Below are 20,094 nucleotides of genomic sequence, written 5' to 3'. Positions count from 1 at the left end.
GATACGCTTACGGCAAGCGTTGGCGACGGTGCCTGGCGTCAGCGGGGTTTGTTCAGCGTAATCACAACCGGCTGACCAATCGCTCTACCGCCACTGGCATCGAGTGCCCTGCGAATGATCGTCATGTTGCGGTCGAATGTCGTTTTGTCCGTAGCCATTTGACTCAGTAACGAAGTGGCAATTGCCAGCGAGTCGGCATTCTCAAAGGCCTTGGATACCGCATGATTGCCAGCGATCGAGTCCGCGACAGGGAGGTTGCCGGACGCAAGATCCAGCAACTGCGCTACATCCAGTCGCTGCCCGCTGTGGCTTGCATGCTCTGTGTCCGTGGCGTAGCCGACATCCACGGTCTGCGCACTGCCATGGAACAGTTCATGGATCAGGTCATCGGCCACCACGTCATGGTTGAAGCCCAGATTGACGAAGTGTTTGTTCAGGTTTTGAGTATAAATCTCGATAAACGCAATACCCGATGCGTCGTTGGAGCTGGCACTTTTCCATCGCTTGTAGTTGTTCACATCAAAAGAGGCGAGTGTCTCGTTATGCTTCACTGCATCGAGAAGCGTGTTGCTCACCGAGAAGCCAGCGAAATCAAAGCGAATCAAGCGCAGATAATTCACCAGTCGATCGGTCGCTACCTGCGGCGTGCTACCGAACAGTGCCTTCATCAGCAGATCGCCGTCTCGCTTGAACTCATGTCGGCTGATCACAGCAATAGCGTTGTCAATCTTCGCCCGAGCGCGAGGCAGACTTGTTTCGATGAAGTTGCGCGTGTAGCTCGCGGGAAGTGTCTTGGTCGAATACGGCAACTGCAAGGGCGTTTGATAGGCGAAGCCGCTCAGCGGTTGACCCCACAACTTGCCACGGCGGTTCAAGGCGTACCATTCGTTGCCACTGCGGGCCGCCAGAACAACAACGCTGCCAGGCGTGCCGCGAGGTTGCCAGTGACCCAACCCCAAATGGGTACTTTGCGACGCACCGAGCAAATCATAGGACTGCCGACGACCACTGAGTTTGTGCAATTGGCTGTTGGCCCTGGCAACCAGTTCATGGCTGTTTTTGCTACAACGCAACAAGCCCTTGTTCACCAGTTTTCCGCCCGACTGAATGCCAGAGGGCACCCCATCCAGCGGGTTGAAAAGGGAAACGGCCGAGGTGAATGCCAATCGGGTAAAACGCGCCGCCCTGGATGTGGTTGAAATAGCCTTCGCCGATATGCTCAAGACTTTGGAGGTGGCTCCTGCCACCGTGCCCACCAGGCCGATGCCATCCATCAGACATCCGTAAACTCCGTCGACGACCTTGTCATGTTCACCCGAGGCAATATCCTCGATGCACTTTTTGAAAGGCACCACCAGGTCGATGAAATAAGTCAGCAATCGCTCGCCCTCCTCCCTGGAAAGTTCAAGCGGAGTCGGTACGCGTACCAGTTCTCTCAGCTCGTTCTTGTTCAGATAAGGTCGATTTTTAACCAGAAACGTGGCGATACGTTCGATATTCGGGTCGTTGAATTTTTGATAGAACCCCGGCTTTGGCGTCGAAGGTGCTCGCGGTGCGTTCAGCAGGCCAAAATTATCGATAATGGCCATGCTGCTGGTGATCGAAGAGTCTTCAGCAGTCGCATGGGTATAGCGTTTTACATCGAGCGGCAGGAGTTGCGTCGCGGTGATGCTCAGTGGAAACGTTAGATCCGCACTGGCACTCATTCTTGAACGTTGTCGCAGTTTTCGCTCTCGCTTGATGAAAGCCGCCAAGGCGTCATTTTTTCGAGTCTCGGCGCGCGATGTGAACAGTTCGTAGCAGATGTCCGCATTCTCGTGAGACGCATACATCACAATGCCAAAACGTCCCGTGGCGGCATCTCTGCTTTGCATTGTTTCCTGGTCAAGATCAATTTTCAGGGGCCCGCCCAGGCCGCGCGATTTAGAATAAATGGCGGACTCGCGTACGGTCAGAAAGTGAATATCGGCATTCATGAAGACGTGCAAATCCGCCTCTGGCATCTGCGCCAAAGCCAGTTTCACGCTAGACAACATGGCGCTGTTCAAATCATCGAAATGCACAGCCAGCTGACGATCCATCTCCTCGTCACAGGATCCTAGCTTCAACAGGTTCGGGTAACGCGCGTAAAGGCTGACACCGGACGGGTTGTAGTTGATGGCCGGCCTGAGGACACCGTTAGTGACCAGGCGCACGGTACGCCTATCCCACTGGCCAGTGACCAGATCACCTGATTGATGCAAGTCGACCATCGACATGACTTGCTGTCCGCCTTTCTCGGACAGTGCTTTTTCGTCCAGGCTGTCGCAACCTGGCGCGGCGACTTGCAAAGCGGATCGGGCAATCTTCGCTCTGTCGGGTAACGGCGTCGAAAATGCCTTGGCGATTTGAGCGAACGTTTCCGAGTGGCGCTCGAATGCGTCAATTGCACGTCGGGTAGTGGTTTGCTCGGCCTGCTCGAGTTCAGCGGCGGTCACAATCTGGTTGATCAATGCCCAATCGACGATCGGGTCAATCATGGCCAGGTCACGCTTGTGTTTCTGCGACTCACTGACCGGTTCAAGTTCGCCATACGCCATGACCTGCGCATAGGTCATGCCACGCGTCGCACCGGTTTTCAGTGTCTCGACCAGCATGACGGCGCGACAGAAATTGATCCATCCAATCGAACCCAAGGTAACCGACGAGGGAATCTCCCTGACCAGAAACTCGGGTGCGTTGCGTGCCAACAGCAAGTGGGCAACCAACAGCTCCAGACCAGCCTCAACCCATTGTCGGGTTCGCAGCACAGCCGTCAGCGCCTCAAGTATGACCGAGGGGTGACGATCAACATTTTTCGGCGCATACAGATCAAGTCCGACCACGCGATTACGCTGTATGCCGTGACCAATCGATGGATCAAGGTCGAGCAATATCGCCGTCATCAGCAATTGCCGGAGAATGTCATCGGAAGCCTGCTGTCCCTCGTTCACACCGAACCAGCCCAGTTCTTTCAGGTAGTCACCGGCGAGATTCAGAGCAATCGGATGATTGACGAGTTCAATGACCCGTTGAGCCGCACGTTCATGTGTGACGGCGGCGCGACCGGTAACATTGTAGAGGGCCGTGAGAAGTTTTCTGTTGGGCATCAACTTGGCAGTCGCATTACGAATAGCTGAAAACTGTTCCTCGCTTAATACGACCAATGCCGGATCTTCGGTTTGAAAATGCTCCCAGTAGTTGCCCGGCTCTGGCACTGGCGGATCAAACTCGAATAAATCGATCAAATTCCTGACCTTTGCCTTGTTGTCGGGCAAGTTTATGTCATGAAAGCGGAACCATTGATCGAGGGTTATAGCGTTATCAGGCCATATATAACCACCGGCCACTTTTGCTATATCCGAAATCAACGTCAGTGCAGATTGTGTCGGAACACTGTATTCAAAGTGCCGCGCCGCGACCAGATCCACCCACCCCCTGACCGCACGGACTTCCATCTTGCCGTCGGGCGTAACACGCAGAAGTCCGTCATGATCGCTTGCGCCTTCCCTGGCAATCGCACCGAATACCGGGCCGGTAGCAAGCAACTCATTAAGCAAAAGACTGCCGGGATTATAGATCTCGAACAACGACGATCCGGTTTGCAACTCTACTTCATGCCCATACCAATTGATCTTTTGATCATCCGTGTATTGGCTTAACGCCCCCTCTAGTTGAGCCAAAACCAATTGACGCTCAACGGCATCGGCTTCATCCCTGCTCTTCCATTCGGAAAGAGCAACAGGCGAAGACCAGAAGGTTTTATTCCGGGTCTTATCATTCATATTAGAACCTCATCAAGTTAATTAGCTGACAACTTCAGCGCGATGACGTTCTACTTTCTTTGATACGACCAATCCATCTAAAAAACATGAATAACTGTTTCCGGGCGCCCACACACAAACAATCAAGAAAATATTAATCGATCAAGCCCCATTCTTCGGACGCTGTATCGTTACCAGCATTTGCCTCTTCAGAAAGTTTCATCCGCAACTTCAGATTATTCACCGAATCTGCATTCTTTAAAGCTTCCTGTGCACTGATTGCACCTTCAGCGACTAATGCGTACAGCGCCGCATCAAATGTCTGCATACCCAGTTCGGGGGATTTTTCCATTATCGGTTTCAGCTCCTCGAACTGTCCGCGCCGAACCAGATCTGCGATGGTTGGCGTGCCCAACAGCACCTCGACAGCCGCCCTGCGTTGCCCATCGACGGTGCGCACTAAGCGTTGCGAGATAAATGCTTTCAGGTTGTTTCCCAGCGTATGCAACAACTGCGGTCGCCGTTCTTCCGGGAACATATTGATAATCCGATCCAGTGCCTGATTGGCGTTGTGCGCGTGCAACGTCGAGAGCACCAGATGCCCGGTATCGGCAAACGCCAAGGCATGTTCCATGGTTTCGCGGTCACGGATTTCGCCGATCAGCACCACGTCCGGTGCCTGGCGCAGGGTGTTTTTCAGGGCCGCGTGGAAGCTGCGTGTATCGACCCCGACTTCCCGTTGATTGATGATCGAGCGCTGGTGGCGATGGATGTACTCGATCGGGTCCTCGATGGTGATGATGTGCCCACTGCTATGGCGGTTGCGGTGATCGATCAGCGCGGCCAGCGAGGTCGACTTGCCCGAATCGGTGGCCCCGACAAAGAGGATCAACCCCTGCTTGAGCATGACGGTGTCGAGCAGTACTGTCGGCAATTTCAGATCGGCAAAACGCGGGATGTCGAGTTTGACATTGCGAATGACGATCGATACATCGTTGCGCTGCTTGAAGATATTGACGCGAAAACGCCCGATGCCCGCTCGCGAAATCGCCAGGTTCATTTCCAGATCCCGGTCGAACTCCCGTCGTTGCTCGGCGTCCATCAGGGAGGCGGCGATGGCGGCGGTTTCACCGTTCTTGAACGGGCGCTCGCTCAACACTGTGAGCACGCCGTCAATGCGCGCACTGGGCGGTGCGCCCGTGGAGAGGAACAGGTCCGAACCGTTTTTATTGGACAAAATTGACAACAGTGCATCGATTTCCATGGCAAAAAGCACCCGCGAAGCATTCAATGAACAGACAACGGCCTGCGCCTGGCGCAGATCAACTGCAACAATGATAGACGTCGCCTCAACGAACCACGCTCAGGATTGATGTAATGAATGCTGTACCGAACACCGACGACGCACAGGCACTGATCGCCCGTACCGACTGGAGCCGCAGCCCCCTGGGCGCTGCCGGCAACTGGCCGCAGAGCCTGCGCACCGCGGTGGACATCGTGATTCACTCGCCGATGCCGATGCTGTTGTTGTGGGGGCCGCAGCTCACGCAGATCTACAACAACGGTTTCGCCCTGCTTGCCGGCCACAAGCATCCGCACGCTTTCGGACAGCCTGCGCACCAGATCTGGCCGGAACTTCGCGACTTTACCGACCCTATTTACAGCGCCGTCCTACAGGGCCAGGTTCGCACCTACAGCGAAAGACGCTTCACCCTGCAACGAGACGGCAGAGAATCCGACTTCTGGCTGGATCTGACCTATAGCCCGATTCGTGATGAGACCGCGCAAGTTGCCGGAATCCTCGTCACCGCCATCGAAACCAACGAACGCCGCCGCATCGCTCTGGAGCTGCAGCGACGCTCGGAAGAAAGCCTCAAAGCCCAACGGGAAACCGAGGAGCGCCTGCAACTGGCCCTGGCTGCGACCGATGCTGTCGGCACCTGGGATTGGGACATCGGCGAAGACCGCTTTATCGCCGATGCGCATTTCGCCCAATTGCATGGCGTCGACCCCAGCCTCGCCGGCCGATTGCCGATCAGCGACTACTTGCAAGGCGTGCACCCGGAAGACCGCGCCATGATTGCGCGCAGCATCAAGCACTGCATCACCCACGGCACCGAATACGCTGAGGAATATCGCTTGCAGCAAGGCGATGGCGAGGTGCGCTGGGTGTTCGCTCGCGGGCGCTGCTACAAGGATCATCACGGCCGGCCCATGCGTTTTCTCGGCGCGGCGCTGGACCTGACCGAGCGCAAACACACCGAACAGGCGTTGCGCCAAAGCCAGACCGAACTGCAATTGATCATCAACGCCATGCCGATCCTGATCAGTTATGTCGACTGTGAAGAGCGCTTTCGCCTCAACAACGCGGCCTATCTGGACTGGTACGGCCTCACGCCACAGGAACTCTACGGGCGCACGATTCGCGAAGTCATCGGTGAAGAAGCGTATTTCCTGCGCCGGCCCTACATTGCCGAGGCGCTGGCCGGCAGACCGTGCTCATTCAGCCTGTATACCCCGCACCGCGATGGCAGCAATCGCCACGCGCTGATGAATTACCTGCCGCGTTACGCCGCCGACGGCGCGATCAGTGGTTTCTATATCTTCGTGATCGATGAGACCGAGCGCAAGAAAACCGAAGAAGCCTTGCGCAATCTCAACGAAACCCTGGAAGAACGGGTCAGCGCCCGCACCGAACAGTTGGCCCAGGCCAACCAGCGTTTGCAGAACGAGATGTTCGAACGCGAGCGCGCCGAAGATGCCTTGCGCCACGCGCAGAAGATGGAGGCTGTCGGCCAGCTCACCGGCGGTATCGCCCACGACTTCAACAACATGCTCACCGGGATCATCGGCAGCCTCGATTTGATGCAGCGCTACATCGCCAACGGCCGGGCTGACGAAATTGGCCGTTTTACCGAAGCCGCTGTGTCATCGGCCAACCGTGCGGCAGCGCTGACCCATCGATTGCTGGCGTTCTCGCGGCGCCAGTCGCTGGATCGCAAAACCCTCGACGCCAATGAACTGGTGCATTCGCTGGAAGATCTGATCCGCCGTACCAAGGGCGACCCGATCGAACTGACCCTGCGTCTGGCCGAGAACGTGTGGCCGGTCAGTACCGACGTCAGTCAGCTGGAAAACGCCTTGCTCAACCTGGTCATCAATGCCCGTGATGCGATGCCCGAGGGCGGTGAACTGGTGATCGAAACGGCCAACGTCTATCTCGACGGCAGCGACATCACCACGCTTGAACCGGTCAAGGCCGGCGATTACCTGATGCTGGCGGTCAGCGACAACGGCACCGGCATGACGCCCTCGGTGCGTTCCAAGGCCTTCGATCCATTCTTCACCACCAAGCCCATCGGCCAGGGCACCGGGCTGGGGCTGTCGATGATTTATGGGTTTGCCCAGCAGTCGGGTGGTCATGTCAGCCTCGACAGCCTGCCGGGCCAGGGTACTTGCGTGCGCTTGTACCTGCCGCGCTTGTATGGCGTCGAACCGGAACGGCCGGCCATCGTCGCCGTTGAACAACCGTCGGCGACGGCGACCGGTGAAACCGTGATGGTGGTTGAGGACGACCCGGCGGTGCGCATGCTGGTGCTCGATCTGCTCCGGGAGTTGGGTTATCAGGCCCACGAAGCGGAAGATGCCAAGACCGCCCTGCCCCTGCTGGAGTCCGATCTACGCGTCGATCTGCTGGTCACCGACGTCGGCCTGCCGGGCATGAACGGCAGGCAACTGGCGGAGATCGCCCGCCAGCATCGGCCGGGCCTCAAAGTGTTGTTCATGACCGGTTATGCGCAGAAAGCCGCCGAGCGTCAGGGATTTCTTGAGGATGGCATGGACATGGTTGCCAAACCCTTTGCCATTGAGCTGCTGGCCAGCAAGATCCGCACGATGATCAGCCAAACCCTGTGACTTGAGGCATAATCCGCGCCCCGCCGTCACCCCGTTATCAGGTATCGCACGATGAAAGCCCAAGCCCGCCACATTCTGGTGAAAACCGCCGAAGAGGCCGAACAGCTCAAACAACGCATCGCCAAGGGTGAAGCGTTCGATGTGCTGGCGAAGAAATTCTCGACCTGCCCGTCCGGCAAGCGCGGCGGTGATCTGGGTGAAGTGCGGCCGGGGCAGATGGTTGGCGCGATTGATGCGGTGATTTTCAAAAAACCGCTGCGCACCGTGCATGGGCCGATCAAGAGCAAGTTCGGGTACCACCTGGTGCAGGTGTTTTACCGCGATTGAAGGTTTGGCTTTAGGGCCCTATCGCGAGCAGGCTCGCTCCCACATTTGGAATGCATTCCCCTATGGGAGCGAGCCTGCTCGCGAAACGATTGCGCAGCAAGCGGCCATTCAAGCCTGTTTCGGAATCAATGCCCCCGGCACCTGAATCACCTTGCTGGCCAGCAAGTGGCCGGCCTCGGCAGCCTCCGCCGGACTTCCGCCCAGCAATCGACTGGCCAGATACGCCGCACTGAACGAATCCCCCGCCGCCGTGGTATCCACCACTTTCTCGACCTTCTGCGCCGGCACTTCGAACGCTTCACCATCACACTGAATCAAACAAGCTTCGGCGCCACGCTTGAGCACCACTTCCAGCGTGCCGAACTGCGCGTAAGCAGCAAACACCGCTTCGCAATCGGCGAAACCGAACAGCGCCTGTTCGTCATCCACCGTCAGCAACGCCAGATCAACGTACGGCAACACGTTGCGATAAGCCGCCCGCGCGTCTTCTACCGAGGCCCACAGGCGTGGCCGGTAATTGTTATCGAAGACGATGCGCGCATCCCGCTGCCGCGCTTCGATCAAAGTCTGGATAAGTTTTTCCCGGCCCAACGCACCGAGCACAGCCAGGGTAATGCCGCTGAAATACAGCACATCGTAATCCGGCAACGCCGCCAGAATCGGCTCGGCGGCCGGGGTGGTGAAACAGTCGCGAACTGCCGCTTCGTTGCGCCAGTAGAGAAAACGCCGCTCACCGCTGGCATCGGTCTGGATGCAATACAGGCCCGGTAAACGCCCCGGCAGACGCTGCACCAGATCCAGGCCAATGCCTTCATCGGACCAGATCTGGCACATGGCGTCGCTGAAGCTGTCGTCACCCAGTGCGGTGACGTAATCGACCTGCGCCTTGTCGCCCATGGCGCGGGACAGATACACCGCGGTGTTCAGGGTGTCGCCGCCGAAGCTTTGTTGCAGGCTGCCGTCGGCGCGTTGCTGCAGTTCGATCATGCATTCGCCAATCAGGGCGATGCGTGGGGGGTTCGGGCCCAGGGGGCTGAGGGTGTTCATCTTGTGCTGTCTCTGGTTGATCGATGGTGTCTGGACTGACGCCTTCGCGAGCAGGCTCGCTCCCACACTTGGAATGCATTCCCCTGTGGGAGCGAGCTTGCTCGCGAATGGCCGCGACTCGGTTTCAAGTCTTAGAAACAAGTCTCCATGCTCTCGATCACCGACAGCGTTTCATCCACCAACAACCCCACACGCCACTTGTCGAACGTCAGGCACGGGTGCGACGTACCAAAGGAAATGATGTCGCCCACGCGCAACTCAACGCCCGGCGCCAGCGTCATGAACGCGTGCTGGTCCATCACCGCCGTGACCTTGCACGCACCGACATCCTCGCCCAGCGCCGGCACTACGCCCGCCTTGTAGCGCAGCAACGGCACCGGCAAACCGGCATCGAACGCGACATCACGCTTGCCCAGTGCGATCACCGCAAAACCCGGCTCGGGCAGCGACTGCACGTGGGCCCAGACTTCCAGCGCCGGGCGTAAACCTTCGTGAAGATCACTACGGCGGTCGAGCACGCAGCACTGCGCCTCTTTGTAGATGCCATGGTCGTGCGCCACGTAGCTGCCCGGGCGCAACACGCTGAGGAAACGTCCAGCAGCATTCTGCGCTTCGAACGACTCGGCAATCAGGTCATACCAGGCCGAACCCGAGGCGGTGATGATCGGCTTGCCGATGGCGAATGCGCCGCTGTCCTGCAACTGCACCGCCAGGCGCACCAGCGACGCGGCAAATTCACGAATGCCGCTGACGGCGTGATCGCCGTGGATCACCCCTTCGTAACCTTCGATGCCGGTCAGGGCCAGCGCCGGTTGCGCGCTGATCGCCTTGGCCAGCTCGATGACTTCCTGCTCGCTGCGGCAACCGCAACGCCCGCCGACCACGCCGTACTCGATCATCACGTTGAGCCTCACCCCGCGCGAGGCGAAGTACGCGCCGAGATCAGCGACGTTGTCCGGGTGATCGACCATGCAATAGAAATCGAACGACGGATCGGCAAGCAAATCGGCGATCAATGCCATGTTCGGCGTGCCGACCAATTGGTTGGCCATCAGCACCCGACGCACGCCATGGGCATAAGCCGCCCGGGTCTGGGTCGCGCTGGCGAGGGTGATGCCCCACGCGCCGGCGTCGAGCTGACGCTTGAACAGTGCCGGGGTCATGCTGGTTTTGCCGTGGGGCGCCAGTTCCGCGCCGCTGTCGCTGACGAATTTCTGCATCCAGTGGATGTTGTGCTCCAGCGCTGCGCGATGCAGCACCAGCGCCGGCAGGCTGACGTCACGCGCCAGGTGCGCGCCGATGGCAGCGTCGCCCTTTTCTCCAGCAGTATTGATGGCAGTGGTCATGGTCGAACTCCTCACATTCGCGGCTGCAGCCAGCCGCGGTTATTCGTTGATCCGCCGGGCGAGGCTGTTGGCGCTCTCGATCAGCACCCGGCGATAGTCGTTGTAATTGTTTTTCGCGTCGGCCCGTGGCGCGACGATGCACAAGGTGCAAATGGCCACGCCTTGTGCGTCTTTGACCGGCGCGGCGAAGCAATGGGTAAAGGTGTCGGCAACACTGTCGAAGGAGAAGAAACCATCGATGCCGGCCTGACGGATTTCCGCCAGAAAACGCTCCAGCGGCAGGCGCTCGCCGTCGGGCAGGATGAAGTCGTTTTCGTCGATCAGGTCGATGATCTGTTGATCGCTTAAATGCGCAAGCAGCAGGCGCCCGGAAGCGGTCCACGGGATGGGGGCGTTTTCACCGATGTCGGAGGAAATGCGGAAATGCCGCTCGCCCTCCTTCATCAGTGCCACGGTGTATTTACGCCCGTTGAGCAGGCACATCTGCGCGGTTTCACGGGTCTGGCTGACGATCTCCTGCAAGGCATGATCGGCCTCGCGGCTGAGGTCGAAATGACGCAAATGCGCCTGACCGAGGAAGTACAGCTGCCGACCCAGGTAGACATGACCGTCCTTGCCCACCGGTTCCAGAATCCGCCGCTCCAGCAACGATGCAACCAGTTCGTAGACCGTGGATTTCGGGCTGCCGATGCCGTTGGCGATGTCGTTGGGGCGCAGCGGCTGGCCGATCTCCTTGAGGAAATCGAGAATATCGAACGCCCGGTCCAGACCGCGAGCCCGGCGTTTGATGGTGTCTTCGGTCATTTCAGTGGTTCCCATTCAAAGTCGCCGGATGGTAACTGGCCCTTGGTGTTGTGTCAGTTGGATTGCTGCCCTCACCCCCCGCCCTCTTTCAGAGGGAGAGGGAGAGGGAGCCTGACCGTATCGATGTAAATGTAAGCGTCATACGCAAAATCCGCATCGATACAGATCAGTCCCCTCTCCCTTGGGAGAGGGTTAGGGTGAGGGGCTGCGGCCTAAGCAACGCAGCAATTTTCAAGCCTTCTTCTTGTAGGCGATGCAATCGATCTCGACCTTGCAATCCACCATCATGCTCGCCTGCACGCAGGCCCGCGCCGGTGCGTGCTCAGGCTTGAAGTACTCGCCAAAGACCTTGTTGAAACTGCTGAAATCCCGCGGATCATCCAGCCACACGCCGGCACGCACCACGTCTTCGAGGCCATACCCGGCCTCTTCGAGAATCGCGATCAGGTTTTTCATGGTCTGATGGGTCTGCTCGACAATACCGCCGACAATAATCTCGCCATCCACCGCCGGTACCTGGCCGGACACATGCAGCCAGCCATCCGCTTCAACGGCGCGAGCGAAGGGACGTGGCTGGCCGCCAGCGGCGGTGCTGCCGGTGCCGTAACGCGTAATGCTCATGGGTGTTTCTCCTGATGTGAAAACGTAAGATTAAAACCGCGTATTTTTCAGAAACTCAGCCAGACGCGGCGATTGCGGGCGCTCGAACAGCTCCTTGGGAGGCCCCTGCTCTTCGATCCGCCCCTGATTCATGAAAACGATCTTGTCCGAGACCTCGAAGGCGAAACGCATCTCGTGGGTCACCAGCAACATGGTCATGCCGTCTTCGGCCAGGCCCTTGATCACGTTGAGCACTTCGCCGACCAGCTCCGGGTCGAGTGCCGAAGTGACCTCATCGAAGAGCATCAGGCTCGGGTTCATCGCAATCGCCCGGGCAATCGCCACGCGCTGTTGCTGACCGCCGGACAACTGACCGGGAAAGTGATTGCGCCGCTCCAGCAAGCCGACGCGCTCCAGCCATTTCTCGGCGAGCGCCACAGCTTCATCCTTATGCATTTTCTTCACCTTGAGCAGGCCCAGGGTGACGTTCTGCAATGCGGTCAGATGCGGGAACAGGTTGAATTGCTGGAACGCCATGCCGGTCATCGCACGATGGCGGGCGATGAGTTTTTCCGCATGCCGCACACGCTTGCCGTTGACCTCGTCATAGCCGATGGATTCACCGTCGAGCAGGATCTGCCCGCCCTGGAATTCTTCGAGCATGTTCACGCAACGCAGCAGCGTGGTTTTACCCGAGCCGCTGGAGCCGATCAGCGTCACCACGTTGCCGCGCTGCATGCTCAGATCGACACCTTTGAGCACTTCGACTGCGCCGTACTGTTTGTGCAGGCCGCGGATGTCCAGCAACGCCTGATTCTGTGGGGAAACTTGAGCTTGAGTCATGGCAAGGCCACCCGCTTTTCAATGTGCCGGCCGAGTAATTCGATGCCGTAGTTGATGACGAAGAACAGAAAACCGGCGAACAGGTAGAACTCCAGGGTCATGAAGTTCCGGGCGATGATCTGTTGCGTACTGAGGAGCAATTCGGCGACGCCGATCACCGAGAGCAAGGTCGACGCCTTGACGATTTCCGTGGACGAGTTGACCCAGGTCGGCAGGATCTGCCGCAGTGCCTGAGGCAACAGCACGTAGCCAAGGGATTGATAGAACGTCAGGCCGATGGCCTGGCTCGCTTCCATCTGCCCGCGCGGCAAGGCTTGCAACGCACCGCGAACGATCTCGGCAACGTGCGAGCCGCAAAACAGCGTCAGCCCTAAGGCGCCGGCCTGAAATGCGCTGATCTGCCAGCCCAGCGCCGGCGCCATATAGAAGCAGGCCAACACCAGCACAAACACCGGGGTGCCGCGAATCAGGTCGACGTAAAACCGAAACGGTGCGCGCATCCAGAACTTGCCGTACGTCAGCACCAGCCCGGCGACCACGCCGAGCACAGTGCCGAGCAGAATCGCCAGCGCCGACACTTGCACACTGGTCAAAAAGCCCTGCCAGAGCGGCTCGCGCGCAATCCACAATTCATGTAACCAACTGGGAGATTCGTACATCGCAGCCTCCTATCGGCGGATCGCCAGACGCTGCTCGAGGTAGCGCAGCAGCATGGCAATGAGGTAACAGGCCGCGACATACAACGCCGTGGTCACCAGCCAGGTTTCGATCACCCGGTAGCTTTCGACGTTGATCTTGCGCGCGTAATAGGTCAGCTCCGGCACCGCAATCGCGGCGGCCAGCGAGGTGTCCTTGAACAGCGAAATGAAGTTGTTCGACAGCGCCGGCAGCACATTGCGCAGCATTACCGGCACGGTGACGTAGGCCTTGACCTGCCACTCGCCGAGACCAATGGCCAGTCCGGCCTCGCGCTGGCCTTTGGGGATACTCAGCAAACCGCCACGGAACACTTCGGTCAGGTACGCCCCGGCATACAACGACAGGGTGATGATGAACGACGGGATCTTGTCCAGACGAATCCCGAGACTCGGCAACGCAAAGTAGATCAACAGAATCAACACCAGAATCGGCGTGTTACGCACCACCGTGACGTACACCGAAGCCAGCACCCGCAAGGCGCGATGCTTGGAGAGCAAGGCAAACGCCATCAGCAGGCCGATCACGCAGCCGATGGCGATCGACACCAGCGCCAGTTCAAGACCCAGACCGAGACCCGCCAGCAAGGTGTCGAAATCGCGCCACACGGCGGCAAAGTTCAACTGATAGTTCATGGTCAGCAGTACCTTGAGCGGGGCGACGTGCATCGCCCCACTCTCACGGGATCATTTGAATTCGACTGGGAAACCGATGGCGGGCGAAGGCAGATCTACACCGAACCATTGCTTGAACGACGCCGCATAAGTCGGGAATTCAACGCCGGTCATGGCTTCATGCAGCGCGGTGTTGACGAAGTTCAGCCAGTCCTGATCGCCGCGCTTCACCGCACAGGCGTAGGTCTGTGGGCTCCACGCATAGCTTGGGCTACGGTAGCGGCCAGGGTTTTGCACCATCAGGTATTTGACCGAAGACTGGTCGGTGGCGGCGGCATCGGCGCGGCCGGAGTTCACCGCCTGATACATCAGATCGACACTGTCGTACTGATCGACCTTGGCTTTTGGCAACGCCTGATGCACCAGCTCTTCGGCGTAGACGTTTTGCAGCACGGCCACGGTGACGCTGTCGCCGGCGGCTTGCAGGTCTTCGATTTCCTTGTACTTGCTGTTGTTCGGCAACAGCAGGCCGACGCCTTCGCGGTAGTACGGCAGCGTGAACGCCACTTGCTGCGCGCGGCTGGCGGTGACGGTGATGAACTGGCAGCTCATGTCGACCTTGTCGGTGAGCAGATTGGGAATCCGCGCATCGGACGACTGCACGACGAACTCGACTTTGCTCGGGTCGTTGAACAGACCTTTGGCCACCATCCTGGCGATGTCGATATCAAACCCCTGCAACTTGCCGTCCGCGCCCTGAAAGTGCCACGGCGCATTGGTGCTGCCGGTGCCCACGATCAACTTGCCACGGGCCAGAACACTGTCGAGCTTGCCATCGGCTGCATGGGCCATACCCATGACAGCGGACGAAGCCGCAAGAACAAGAACACACGCTTTGAACAACGAAGGACGGCGATGCATGGCAAGCACTCCAGGATGGTGTTTATTCCGCTATACCGGAACATGGTTTGTTACTACGGAATAGACAGCAGAAAGTGTGCCATAGCTTTGGCAATAAAACCCAGGTCCTCGGAAACATTAATCGGTTCAACAAGTTAGCCCGCGTATCTACACGCGACTATTGCCAGTAGAAGTTTGACCGTCGCTACTGAGGGCAACCAATTGGGAAGTAACGTCACATTCAAGGGCATGTGCGCGACCAATTGATGCACACATAGAGCAATGAATCGGACTTGAAAAATGGACTGAGCACGGGTGACCGTTCATCGGATTTGCGGCTTGACCTGTCAGAGTTGACAGTTGTTGACCGGTGAATTGATAGGCCTACTGGTTTGGACCGAACGGGTCAGGAATCGACCTCAAGATCTCAATAAGGACTTTTGAAATGGCCAACCTGATAAAAAACGGTGATTTCGCCAATCAAGGCGACCACTGGACCGAAACAAATCCAACAAACGTCAGTTATGTGAATGGTCACTGCATAATCGCGACTCCTGACTCCATTAGTCAGGACGTTCTACTAGGTAGCGAGGGCGGCGGTAAATTCATGATCTCGGCAAGAATGAAAACACTGCATGGTTATGCTGGCCGCGTCACTGTGCAACCACTTCCGACAGGCGACCCGGTTGAACTTGACGTCTCTGGAGGTCAGAACTGGACGATCAAGTTCAAAGAGTTCGAAGCACCTCTTGCGACACTCAAATTCACGGTGAAGGCAGAGTCAAATGACGGTACGGTTGATGAACTTGGCTCCTATTTCAGCGATTTAACGCTATCCAAGTTGCTCTGAGCCAATACTCTTGAAAGCGAGCTTTCATCTCGTGACGGCTCGCTTTTTCCGTGAACCACTGCATTCCGAAAAGGGAGTTTGCAATGAACTCGACAACCCCTTTCGCAGCCTTGCCGGCCACCTATCGAAAAACGCTGAAAACCTGGCGCCCGGTGATTCTGTATTTCGCCAACGAACACTGCCCCGCCTGCGAATGGGCCGGACCGATTTTTCGCCAGACGGCCGAGCCATACCGATATCGTGCCAATATCTACATGCTCAATACCAGCGAGTCCCCGCGCCATCCGCTGGTCACCGGCACGCCCACCGTGCTGTTTTACAAGAACGGTAGACTGGTGAAAAAACTCAAAGGCATCGGCACCGAAGAAACCCTCGCACGGGATTTCGCCGAGCATATCGGCAAGACCAAAGCGCCCGTTGCCGTCCGCAAACAAACGCATGATCTGCTTTGGCTGCGTCAGACGCTTCGTACTCTGCGCACTGTTGCACGTGCTCGCCTGCGGAAATTCCTCGACCGGTGACCACCAGTATCGGTGAGACCCGGGTCGAGGATTGCGATTCGCTGAATCAGGCGGCGCTCAAGGCGTAAGGGGCGTTGTTTGCGTCAAAGCATATCGGGAAGGATCGCTACACTTTTCATCAGTGAATACTGCGGTGCCTGAGCCCAAGCATTCGCGAGCAGGCTCGCTCCCACATTTGAAACGCGTTCCAAGGTGGGAGCGAGCCTGCTCGCGAAGAGGCCGGCACAGTTAGTAGAGAACTCGGGGATTACGCTGGCGCGCGCTCCAAAAGCACTCGCGTCACCCGCCGCTCTTCCACCGCTTTGACCGTCATCTGCCAGCCTTCAAGTTCCAGACGATCACCAATGACCGGGAGACGATCAAGAAGGCTCATGACCAGCCCGGCCATCGTCTGATAGTCCTCGGTCGGCTGCGCACCAAACCCGGTGCGCTGGCGCACTCGCGACAGGTTCAACGCACCACTGACGATAAACCCGCCCTGCTCCTCGACCACATCCGGGCCTTCGATTTCGCTGGCATCGGGCAACTCACCGGCAATCGATTCGAGGATGTCGGTCATGGTCAATACACCAACGAAATCACCGAACTCGTTGACCACAAAAGCAATGTGCGTCGAGGCGGCGCGCATTTGCTCCAGCGCGTTGAGGATCGAGTAGCTGTCGAGCAAATTGATGGTCTTGCGCGCCAGGTGTTCCAGGTTCGGCTCGGCGCCGGCCAGGTACTCCTTGAGCAATTCTTTCTTGTGCACGAAGCCCAACGGCTCATCCACCGCACCGTTACGAATCAACGGCAGACGCGAGTAGGACGAGTGCATCAAGCGAGCCCGAATCGCTTCACGATCATCGGCCAGATCAAGCGTGTCGACATCGGCGCGCACGGTCATCAGCCCGCGAATCGGGCGTTCGGCGAGTTGCAGCACGCCGCTGATCATCACCCGTTCGCGACGGTCGAACAGTTCCGCGCTTGGCGCGTCACCGTCGTCGAGCAGGTCGGCAATTTCCTCGCCGACCTCTTCCGCCGCCAGTTTACGCCCACCCAGCAAGCGCATGACCGCGTGAGCCGTGCGCTCGCGGATCGGCCGCAAACCCTGCATCGAACGCTTGCGCCGAGCCCGGGCGATCTGGTTGAACACCTCGATCAGAATCGAGAAGCCAATGGCGGCGTACAGATAACCTTTCGGAATGTGGAAGCCCAGACCTTCGGCCGTCAGGGCAAAACCAATCATCATCAGGAAGCCCAGACACAGCATGATCACCGTCGGGTGCGCGTTGACGAAGCGCGTCAGCGGTTTGCTGGCGACAATCATCAAGCCAATCGAGATGATCACCGCGATCATCATCACCGCCAGTTCATCGACCATGCCGACGGCCGTGATCACCGCATCCAGCGAGAACACCGCGTCGAGCACCACAATTTGCGCAACGATCGGCCAGAACAGCGCATAGGCGGTGTTGCTCGAGCGTTCGCCAACGTGGCCTTCCAATCGCTCATGCAACTCCATCGTCGCTTTGAACAGCAGGAACACACCACCGAACAACATGATCAGGTCGCGACCAGAGAAACTCTTGTCGAACACCTCGAACAATGGCTGCGTGAGGGTGACCAGCCAGGAAATACTCGCCAACAGGCCAAGGCGCATGATCAGCGCCAGCGACAGGCCAATAATCCGCGCGCGGTCACGCTGATGCGGTGGCAGCTTGTCTGCCAGAATTGCGATGAACACCAGGTTGTCGATACCCAGCACCAGTTCCAGCACGATCAAAGTCAACAAGCCTAACCAGGCCGTGGGATCCGCTAACCATTCCATAAAACGTCTCTATCTCTCTCGATGAATTCAGGCTGCCGGACACGGCAAAGCGCAACGCGAAGGCTCTGGGGCCGCGTTAGCAACGATAGTCGGATGTCGGAAAACGGGATGCTGCGAGTGCGTCAAGACCGCGCCATGGCGCGAGGGGAAGGTGCGACTGGGAGGCTCCGAGAGGGTGTTCATGCAAATCCTGAATGAAAAATGGCCTTGGAGCGTACAGGCTTTGGGAACATTTCCTACAGCGGCAAATCATTTCTAAATTTGTAACAGCGCTCCAGATTCCCCCGTAGGAGCTGCCGCAGGGGCAATGTCAGCGGCCAGCGAAGCGTAGGCGGGACAACTGCCGCAAATCCCCTTCGATGTAATAGTCATTCGTCCAATGGTCATCCACCGCCAACGGACTCACCTGCTTCAACGCCAGCTTCTTGGCGAAATAACGAAAGCGGTAATGCTCATAAAACCGCAGCAGCTCCAGCCCGTAACGATCCGCCAGATCGGTGTCGCCGCGAATGATCAGGTAGTTTTCATCGTTGCCATTACTCGCCGAAACGCTGAGGTTGTGGCTGCCGCTGATGATCGTTGGTGTGTCCGTGGTGAAGTCGGTGACCACGGCTTTGGTGTGCACCAGCAGATTGCCTTTCTGGCCTTTCATGTTCTCGCGCAGCCAGCCTTCCAGCCCGGTGTTGAGCAATGCGGTGGCGGCGAATTCGGCGCTGCGGTCGGCGTGAAAACCGGTGATTCGGCTGGCAGTGTTCTGCAGGCCATAACGCAAAATGTCGTCGTGGGGCTGGCCGAGTAACGCGTTAAGAATCGCGTCCGGCAGCGAGAACGCGGTGACGAACAGCACGTCCTTTTTCGCCGCGCTGATGATCTGCACGAACGCCTGCAGATCGGCCCCGCCGGTGCGCGGCGAGAACCCGGCGAACACAGGTTGCTGCGGACTCATCGGGTTGTGTTCAGTAATCCAGTCACGGGTAACGCCGATATCATCCGGCTGCGCCCAGATCTGCTCGAACGTCTGCAGATAACTGGCGGCAATCGATGCATCGTCCAGCACATGCACCACGTTGGCCTGACGATAAACCCCGTTGGCGGTGAAATTGGTGCTGCCACACAAAACCGCTTCAGGCTGATGAGTGCCGCTGGCATCGACGCGGCGCAGGACCATGAATTTGTTGTGAAAGATGTTGTGGGTCACTCGCCCGCGTTTGCTCGCGGGAGGCAGTGCCGCCAGGCTCGCTTCGTTGAGCGTGGTGTCTTCATCATCGGGCCGGGCGTGATACAGCACCCGCACCTGTACGCCTCGCGTGAACGCCGCGTTGACCGCATCGACGATTGCCTGCAACTGATACTCGTAAATCGCGATGTCCAGCGCCCACTGACCATCGACCGCACGCTCGATAAACCCCAGCAAGCGCCCGAGCAAACCGTTTTCCAGCCACTGTCGCGCGGCATCGGGCCAGGCTTCGATGGGCATGTTTTTGTTGGCGCTGATCTGCGCGTCCAGATCGGGAAACTTGCGCTGGAATGCCTGACTGGCGGCGACCGCACGGTTGAATATCACGCTTTGATTGCTCGGGTGACCGTCATCGGAGGTGATCGTCAGTTCCAGCGACTCACCCAACTGCACGGCATCCGCAGTGCCGTAGGCCAGATGCACGCGATAGTGAAGGGTCATGCCCGGATTGACCGCGTAATCGGCCCAGCGAAATTTCTGCAGCGGGGCTTTATCGCTTGGGGTGGCGTGGAACTGGGGAAAGGTGTGAGCCTTATTCGGGAAGGTCAGGCTGTTGAACAGGAACAACCAGGGTTTGGCGCCCTGCTGCTTTTCGATGGCAAACCCGAGCAGGCCTTGGCGCCGGGACTCGGCGAGGTCCATGGCCAGCAGCACGCCGTTGGTGCCGGCGTAGGCTTTGACGCGGAAGTCGTCTTGAGGGTTTTTGACCAGAACGCGCATCGCTCACTCCTTGTGATTGGGGCTGGGTGCAGCATAGAGCAGTGATTCGGGTTTTGAGTGTTCGGCTCTAGACCGGGTCGATGCA

The 20,094-nt window shown here is 58.2% G+C and carries 16 protein-coding genes; 4 read left to right on the top strand and 12 right to left on the bottom strand.

The features are described 5' to 3' along the window. Positions 1 to 38: 38 nt before the first annotated feature. The gene (locus BMY54_RS08720; RefSeq protein WP_139213392.1) at positions 39 to 3,803 is read right to left on the bottom strand and encodes a hypothetical protein; all 3,765 of its coding nucleotides are present in this window, start codon (positions 3,801 to 3,803) and stop codon (positions 39 to 41) included. Between the two features lie 133 nt (positions 3,804 to 3,936). Continuing rightward, entirely contained in the window at positions 3,937 to 5,046 is a 1,110-nt protein-coding gene (locus tag BMY54_RS08710) for a PilT/PilU family type 4a pilus ATPase (RefSeq protein ID WP_093430945.1), read from the bottom strand. A gap of 113 nt (positions 5,047 to 5,159) precedes the next feature. Between BMY54_RS08710 and BMY54_RS08705 the strand changes: the two genes are divergently transcribed. Continuing rightward, positions 5,160 to 7,697 carry a PAS domain-containing hybrid sensor histidine kinase/response regulator gene (locus BMY54_RS08705; RefSeq protein WP_093430942.1) on the top strand — a complete coding sequence of 846 codons (2,538 nt, stop codon included), beginning with the start codon at positions 5,160 to 5,162 and terminating at the stop codon, positions 7,695 to 7,697. Between the two features lie 51 nt (positions 7,698 to 7,748). After that, on the top strand, positions 7,749 to 8,024 hold the full coding sequence (locus tag BMY54_RS08700; RefSeq protein ID WP_007912322.1) for a peptidylprolyl isomerase: 276 nt from the start codon (positions 7,749 to 7,751) through the stop codon (positions 8,022 to 8,024). A 108-nt stretch (positions 8,025 to 8,132) separates the two neighbouring features. Here the strand turns inward: BMY54_RS08700 and BMY54_RS08695 are convergent, their stop codons facing one another. The 8 genes from BMY54_RS08695 to BMY54_RS08660 all read right to left on the bottom strand — a co-directional run bounded on the left by BMY54_RS08695 (position 8,133) and on the right by BMY54_RS08660 (position 14,895). Then, on the bottom strand, positions 8,133 to 9,071 hold the full coding sequence (locus BMY54_RS08695; RefSeq protein ID WP_093430939.1) for a 2-dehydro-3-deoxygluconokinase: 939 nt from the start codon (positions 9,069 to 9,071) through the stop codon (positions 8,133 to 8,135). 131 nt (positions 9,072 to 9,202) lie between these two features. After that, positions 9,203 to 10,417: an amino acid deaminase gene (locus tag BMY54_RS08690; protein ID WP_093430936.1), complete on the bottom strand. Its 1,215-nt coding sequence runs from the start codon at positions 10,415 to 10,417 to the stop codon at positions 9,203 to 9,205. A 39-nt stretch (positions 10,418 to 10,456) separates the two neighbouring features. Beyond that, on the bottom strand, positions 10,457 to 11,221 hold the full coding sequence (locus BMY54_RS08685) for an IclR family transcriptional regulator (protein WP_093430933.1): 765 nt from the start codon (positions 11,219 to 11,221) through the stop codon (positions 10,457 to 10,459). Between the two features lie 231 nt (positions 11,222 to 11,452). Then, on the bottom strand, positions 11,453 to 11,842 hold the full coding sequence (locus tag BMY54_RS08680) for a RidA family protein (RefSeq protein WP_007912330.1): 390 nt from the start codon (positions 11,840 to 11,842) through the stop codon (positions 11,453 to 11,455). 30 nt (positions 11,843 to 11,872) lie between these two features. After that, on the bottom strand, positions 11,873 to 12,664 hold the full coding sequence (locus BMY54_RS08675; RefSeq protein ID WP_093430931.1) for an amino acid ABC transporter ATP-binding protein: 792 nt from the start codon (positions 12,662 to 12,664) through the stop codon (positions 11,873 to 11,875). Beyond that, entirely contained in the window at positions 12,661 to 13,323 is a 663-nt protein-coding gene (locus BMY54_RS08670; RefSeq protein ID WP_093430929.1) for an amino acid ABC transporter permease, read from the bottom strand. Before BMY54_RS08670 ends, BMY54_RS08675 begins: the two co-directional genes overlap by 4 nt. A gap of 9 nt (positions 13,324 to 13,332) precedes the next feature. Further along, on the bottom strand, positions 13,333 to 13,995 hold the full coding sequence (locus BMY54_RS08665; protein WP_003225455.1) for an amino acid ABC transporter permease: 663 nt from the start codon (positions 13,993 to 13,995) through the stop codon (positions 13,333 to 13,335). Positions 13,996 to 14,046: 51 nt separating this feature from the next. Continuing rightward, the gene (locus tag BMY54_RS08660; protein WP_093430927.1) at positions 14,047 to 14,895 is read right to left on the bottom strand and encodes a transporter substrate-binding domain-containing protein; all 849 of its coding nucleotides are present in this window, start codon (positions 14,893 to 14,895) and stop codon (positions 14,047 to 14,049) included. Positions 14,896 to 15,319: 424 nt separating this feature from the next. On the opposite strand from BMY54_RS08660, the gene BMY54_RS08655 reads away from it, so the two are divergent. Beyond that, positions 15,320 to 15,724, top strand: coding sequence for a hypothetical protein (locus BMY54_RS08655; protein WP_093430925.1), 405 nt, complete (start codon positions 15,320 to 15,322; stop codon positions 15,722 to 15,724). A gap of 83 nt (positions 15,725 to 15,807) precedes the next feature. After that, positions 15,808 to 16,245, top strand: a complete 438-nt coding sequence (locus BMY54_RS08650; protein WP_093430923.1) for a thioredoxin family protein — start codon at positions 15,808 to 15,810, stop codon at positions 16,243 to 16,245. A gap of 247 nt (positions 16,246 to 16,492) precedes the next feature. On the opposite strand, the gene BMY54_RS08645 is transcribed toward BMY54_RS08650, so the two are convergent. Together BMY54_RS08645 and BMY54_RS08640 are read right to left on the bottom strand one after the other, a co-directional pair. After that, positions 16,493 to 18,052: a TerC family protein gene (locus BMY54_RS08645; protein ID WP_093430921.1), complete on the bottom strand. Its 1,560-nt coding sequence runs from the start codon at positions 18,050 to 18,052 to the stop codon at positions 16,493 to 16,495. A gap of 310 nt (positions 18,053 to 18,362) precedes the next feature. Then, positions 18,363 to 20,009, bottom strand: a complete 1,647-nt coding sequence (locus BMY54_RS08640; protein WP_093430919.1) for a phospholipase D-like domain-containing protein — start codon at positions 20,007 to 20,009, stop codon at positions 18,363 to 18,365. Positions 20,010 to 20,094 lie beyond the last annotated feature (85 nt).

Origin of the sequence: Pseudomonas sp. ok266, from assembly GCF_900110195.1 — a bacterium.
GTDB lineage: Bacteria > Pseudomonadota > Gammaproteobacteria > Pseudomonadales > Pseudomonadaceae > Aquipseudomonas > Aquipseudomonas neuropathica.
This window is presented reverse-complemented; position numbering and strand designations above follow the sequence as displayed.

Excerpts from the sequence above, each read along its gene's own strand:
- BMY54_RS08700 (WP_007912322.1), top strand. The coding sequence starts at position 7,749 with ATGAAAGCCCAAGCCCGCCACATTCTGGTGAAAACCGCCGAAGAGGCC.
- BMY54_RS08690 (WP_093430936.1), bottom strand. The coding sequence starts at position 10,417 with ATGACCACTGCCATCAATACTGCTGGAGAAAAGGGCGACGCTGCCATC.
- BMY54_RS08710 (WP_093430945.1), bottom strand. The coding sequence starts at position 5,046 with ATGGAAATCGATGCACTGTTGTCAATTTTGTCCAATAAAAACGGTTCG.
- BMY54_RS08665 (WP_003225455.1), bottom strand. The coding sequence starts at position 13,995 with ATGAACTATCAGTTGAACTTTGCCGCCGTGTGGCGCGATTTCGACACC.
- BMY54_RS08685 (WP_093430933.1), bottom strand. The coding sequence starts at position 11,221 with ATGACCGAAGACACCATCAAACGCCGGGCTCGCGGTCTGGACCGGGCG.
- BMY54_RS08670 (WP_093430929.1), bottom strand. The coding sequence starts at position 13,323 with ATGTACGAATCTCCCAGTTGGTTACATGAATTGTGGATTGCGCGCGAG.
- BMY54_RS08655 (WP_093430925.1), top strand. The coding sequence starts at position 15,320 with ATGGCCAACCTGATAAAAAACGGTGATTTCGCCAATCAAGGCGACCAC.
- BMY54_RS08675 (WP_093430931.1), bottom strand. The coding sequence starts at position 12,664 with ATGACTCAAGCTCAAGTTTCCCCACAGAATCAGGCGTTGCTGGACATC.
- BMY54_RS08705 (WP_093430942.1), top strand. The coding sequence starts at position 5,160 with ATGAATGCTGTACCGAACACCGACGACGCACAGGCACTGATCGCCCGT.
- BMY54_RS08720 (WP_139213392.1), bottom strand. The coding sequence starts at position 3,803 with ATGAATGATAAGACCCGGAATAAAACCTTCTGGTCTTCGCCTGTTGCT.
- BMY54_RS08680 (WP_007912330.1), bottom strand. The coding sequence starts at position 11,842 with ATGAGCATTACGCGTTACGGCACCGGCAGCACCGCCGCTGGCGGCCAG.
- BMY54_RS08645 (WP_093430921.1), bottom strand. The coding sequence starts at position 18,052 with ATGGAATGGTTAGCGGATCCCACGGCCTGGTTAGGCTTGTTGACTTTG.
- BMY54_RS08695 (WP_093430939.1), bottom strand. The coding sequence starts at position 9,071 with ATGAACACCCTCAGCCCCCTGGGCCCGAACCCCCCACGCATCGCCCTG.
- BMY54_RS08640 (WP_093430919.1), bottom strand. The coding sequence starts at position 20,009 with ATGCGCGTTCTGGTCAAAAACCCTCAAGACGACTTCCGCGTCAAAGCC.
- BMY54_RS08650 (WP_093430923.1), top strand. The coding sequence starts at position 15,808 with ATGAACTCGACAACCCCTTTCGCAGCCTTGCCGGCCACCTATCGAAAA.
- BMY54_RS08660 (WP_093430927.1), bottom strand. The coding sequence starts at position 14,895 with ATGCATCGCCGTCCTTCGTTGTTCAAAGCGTGTGTTCTTGTTCTTGCG.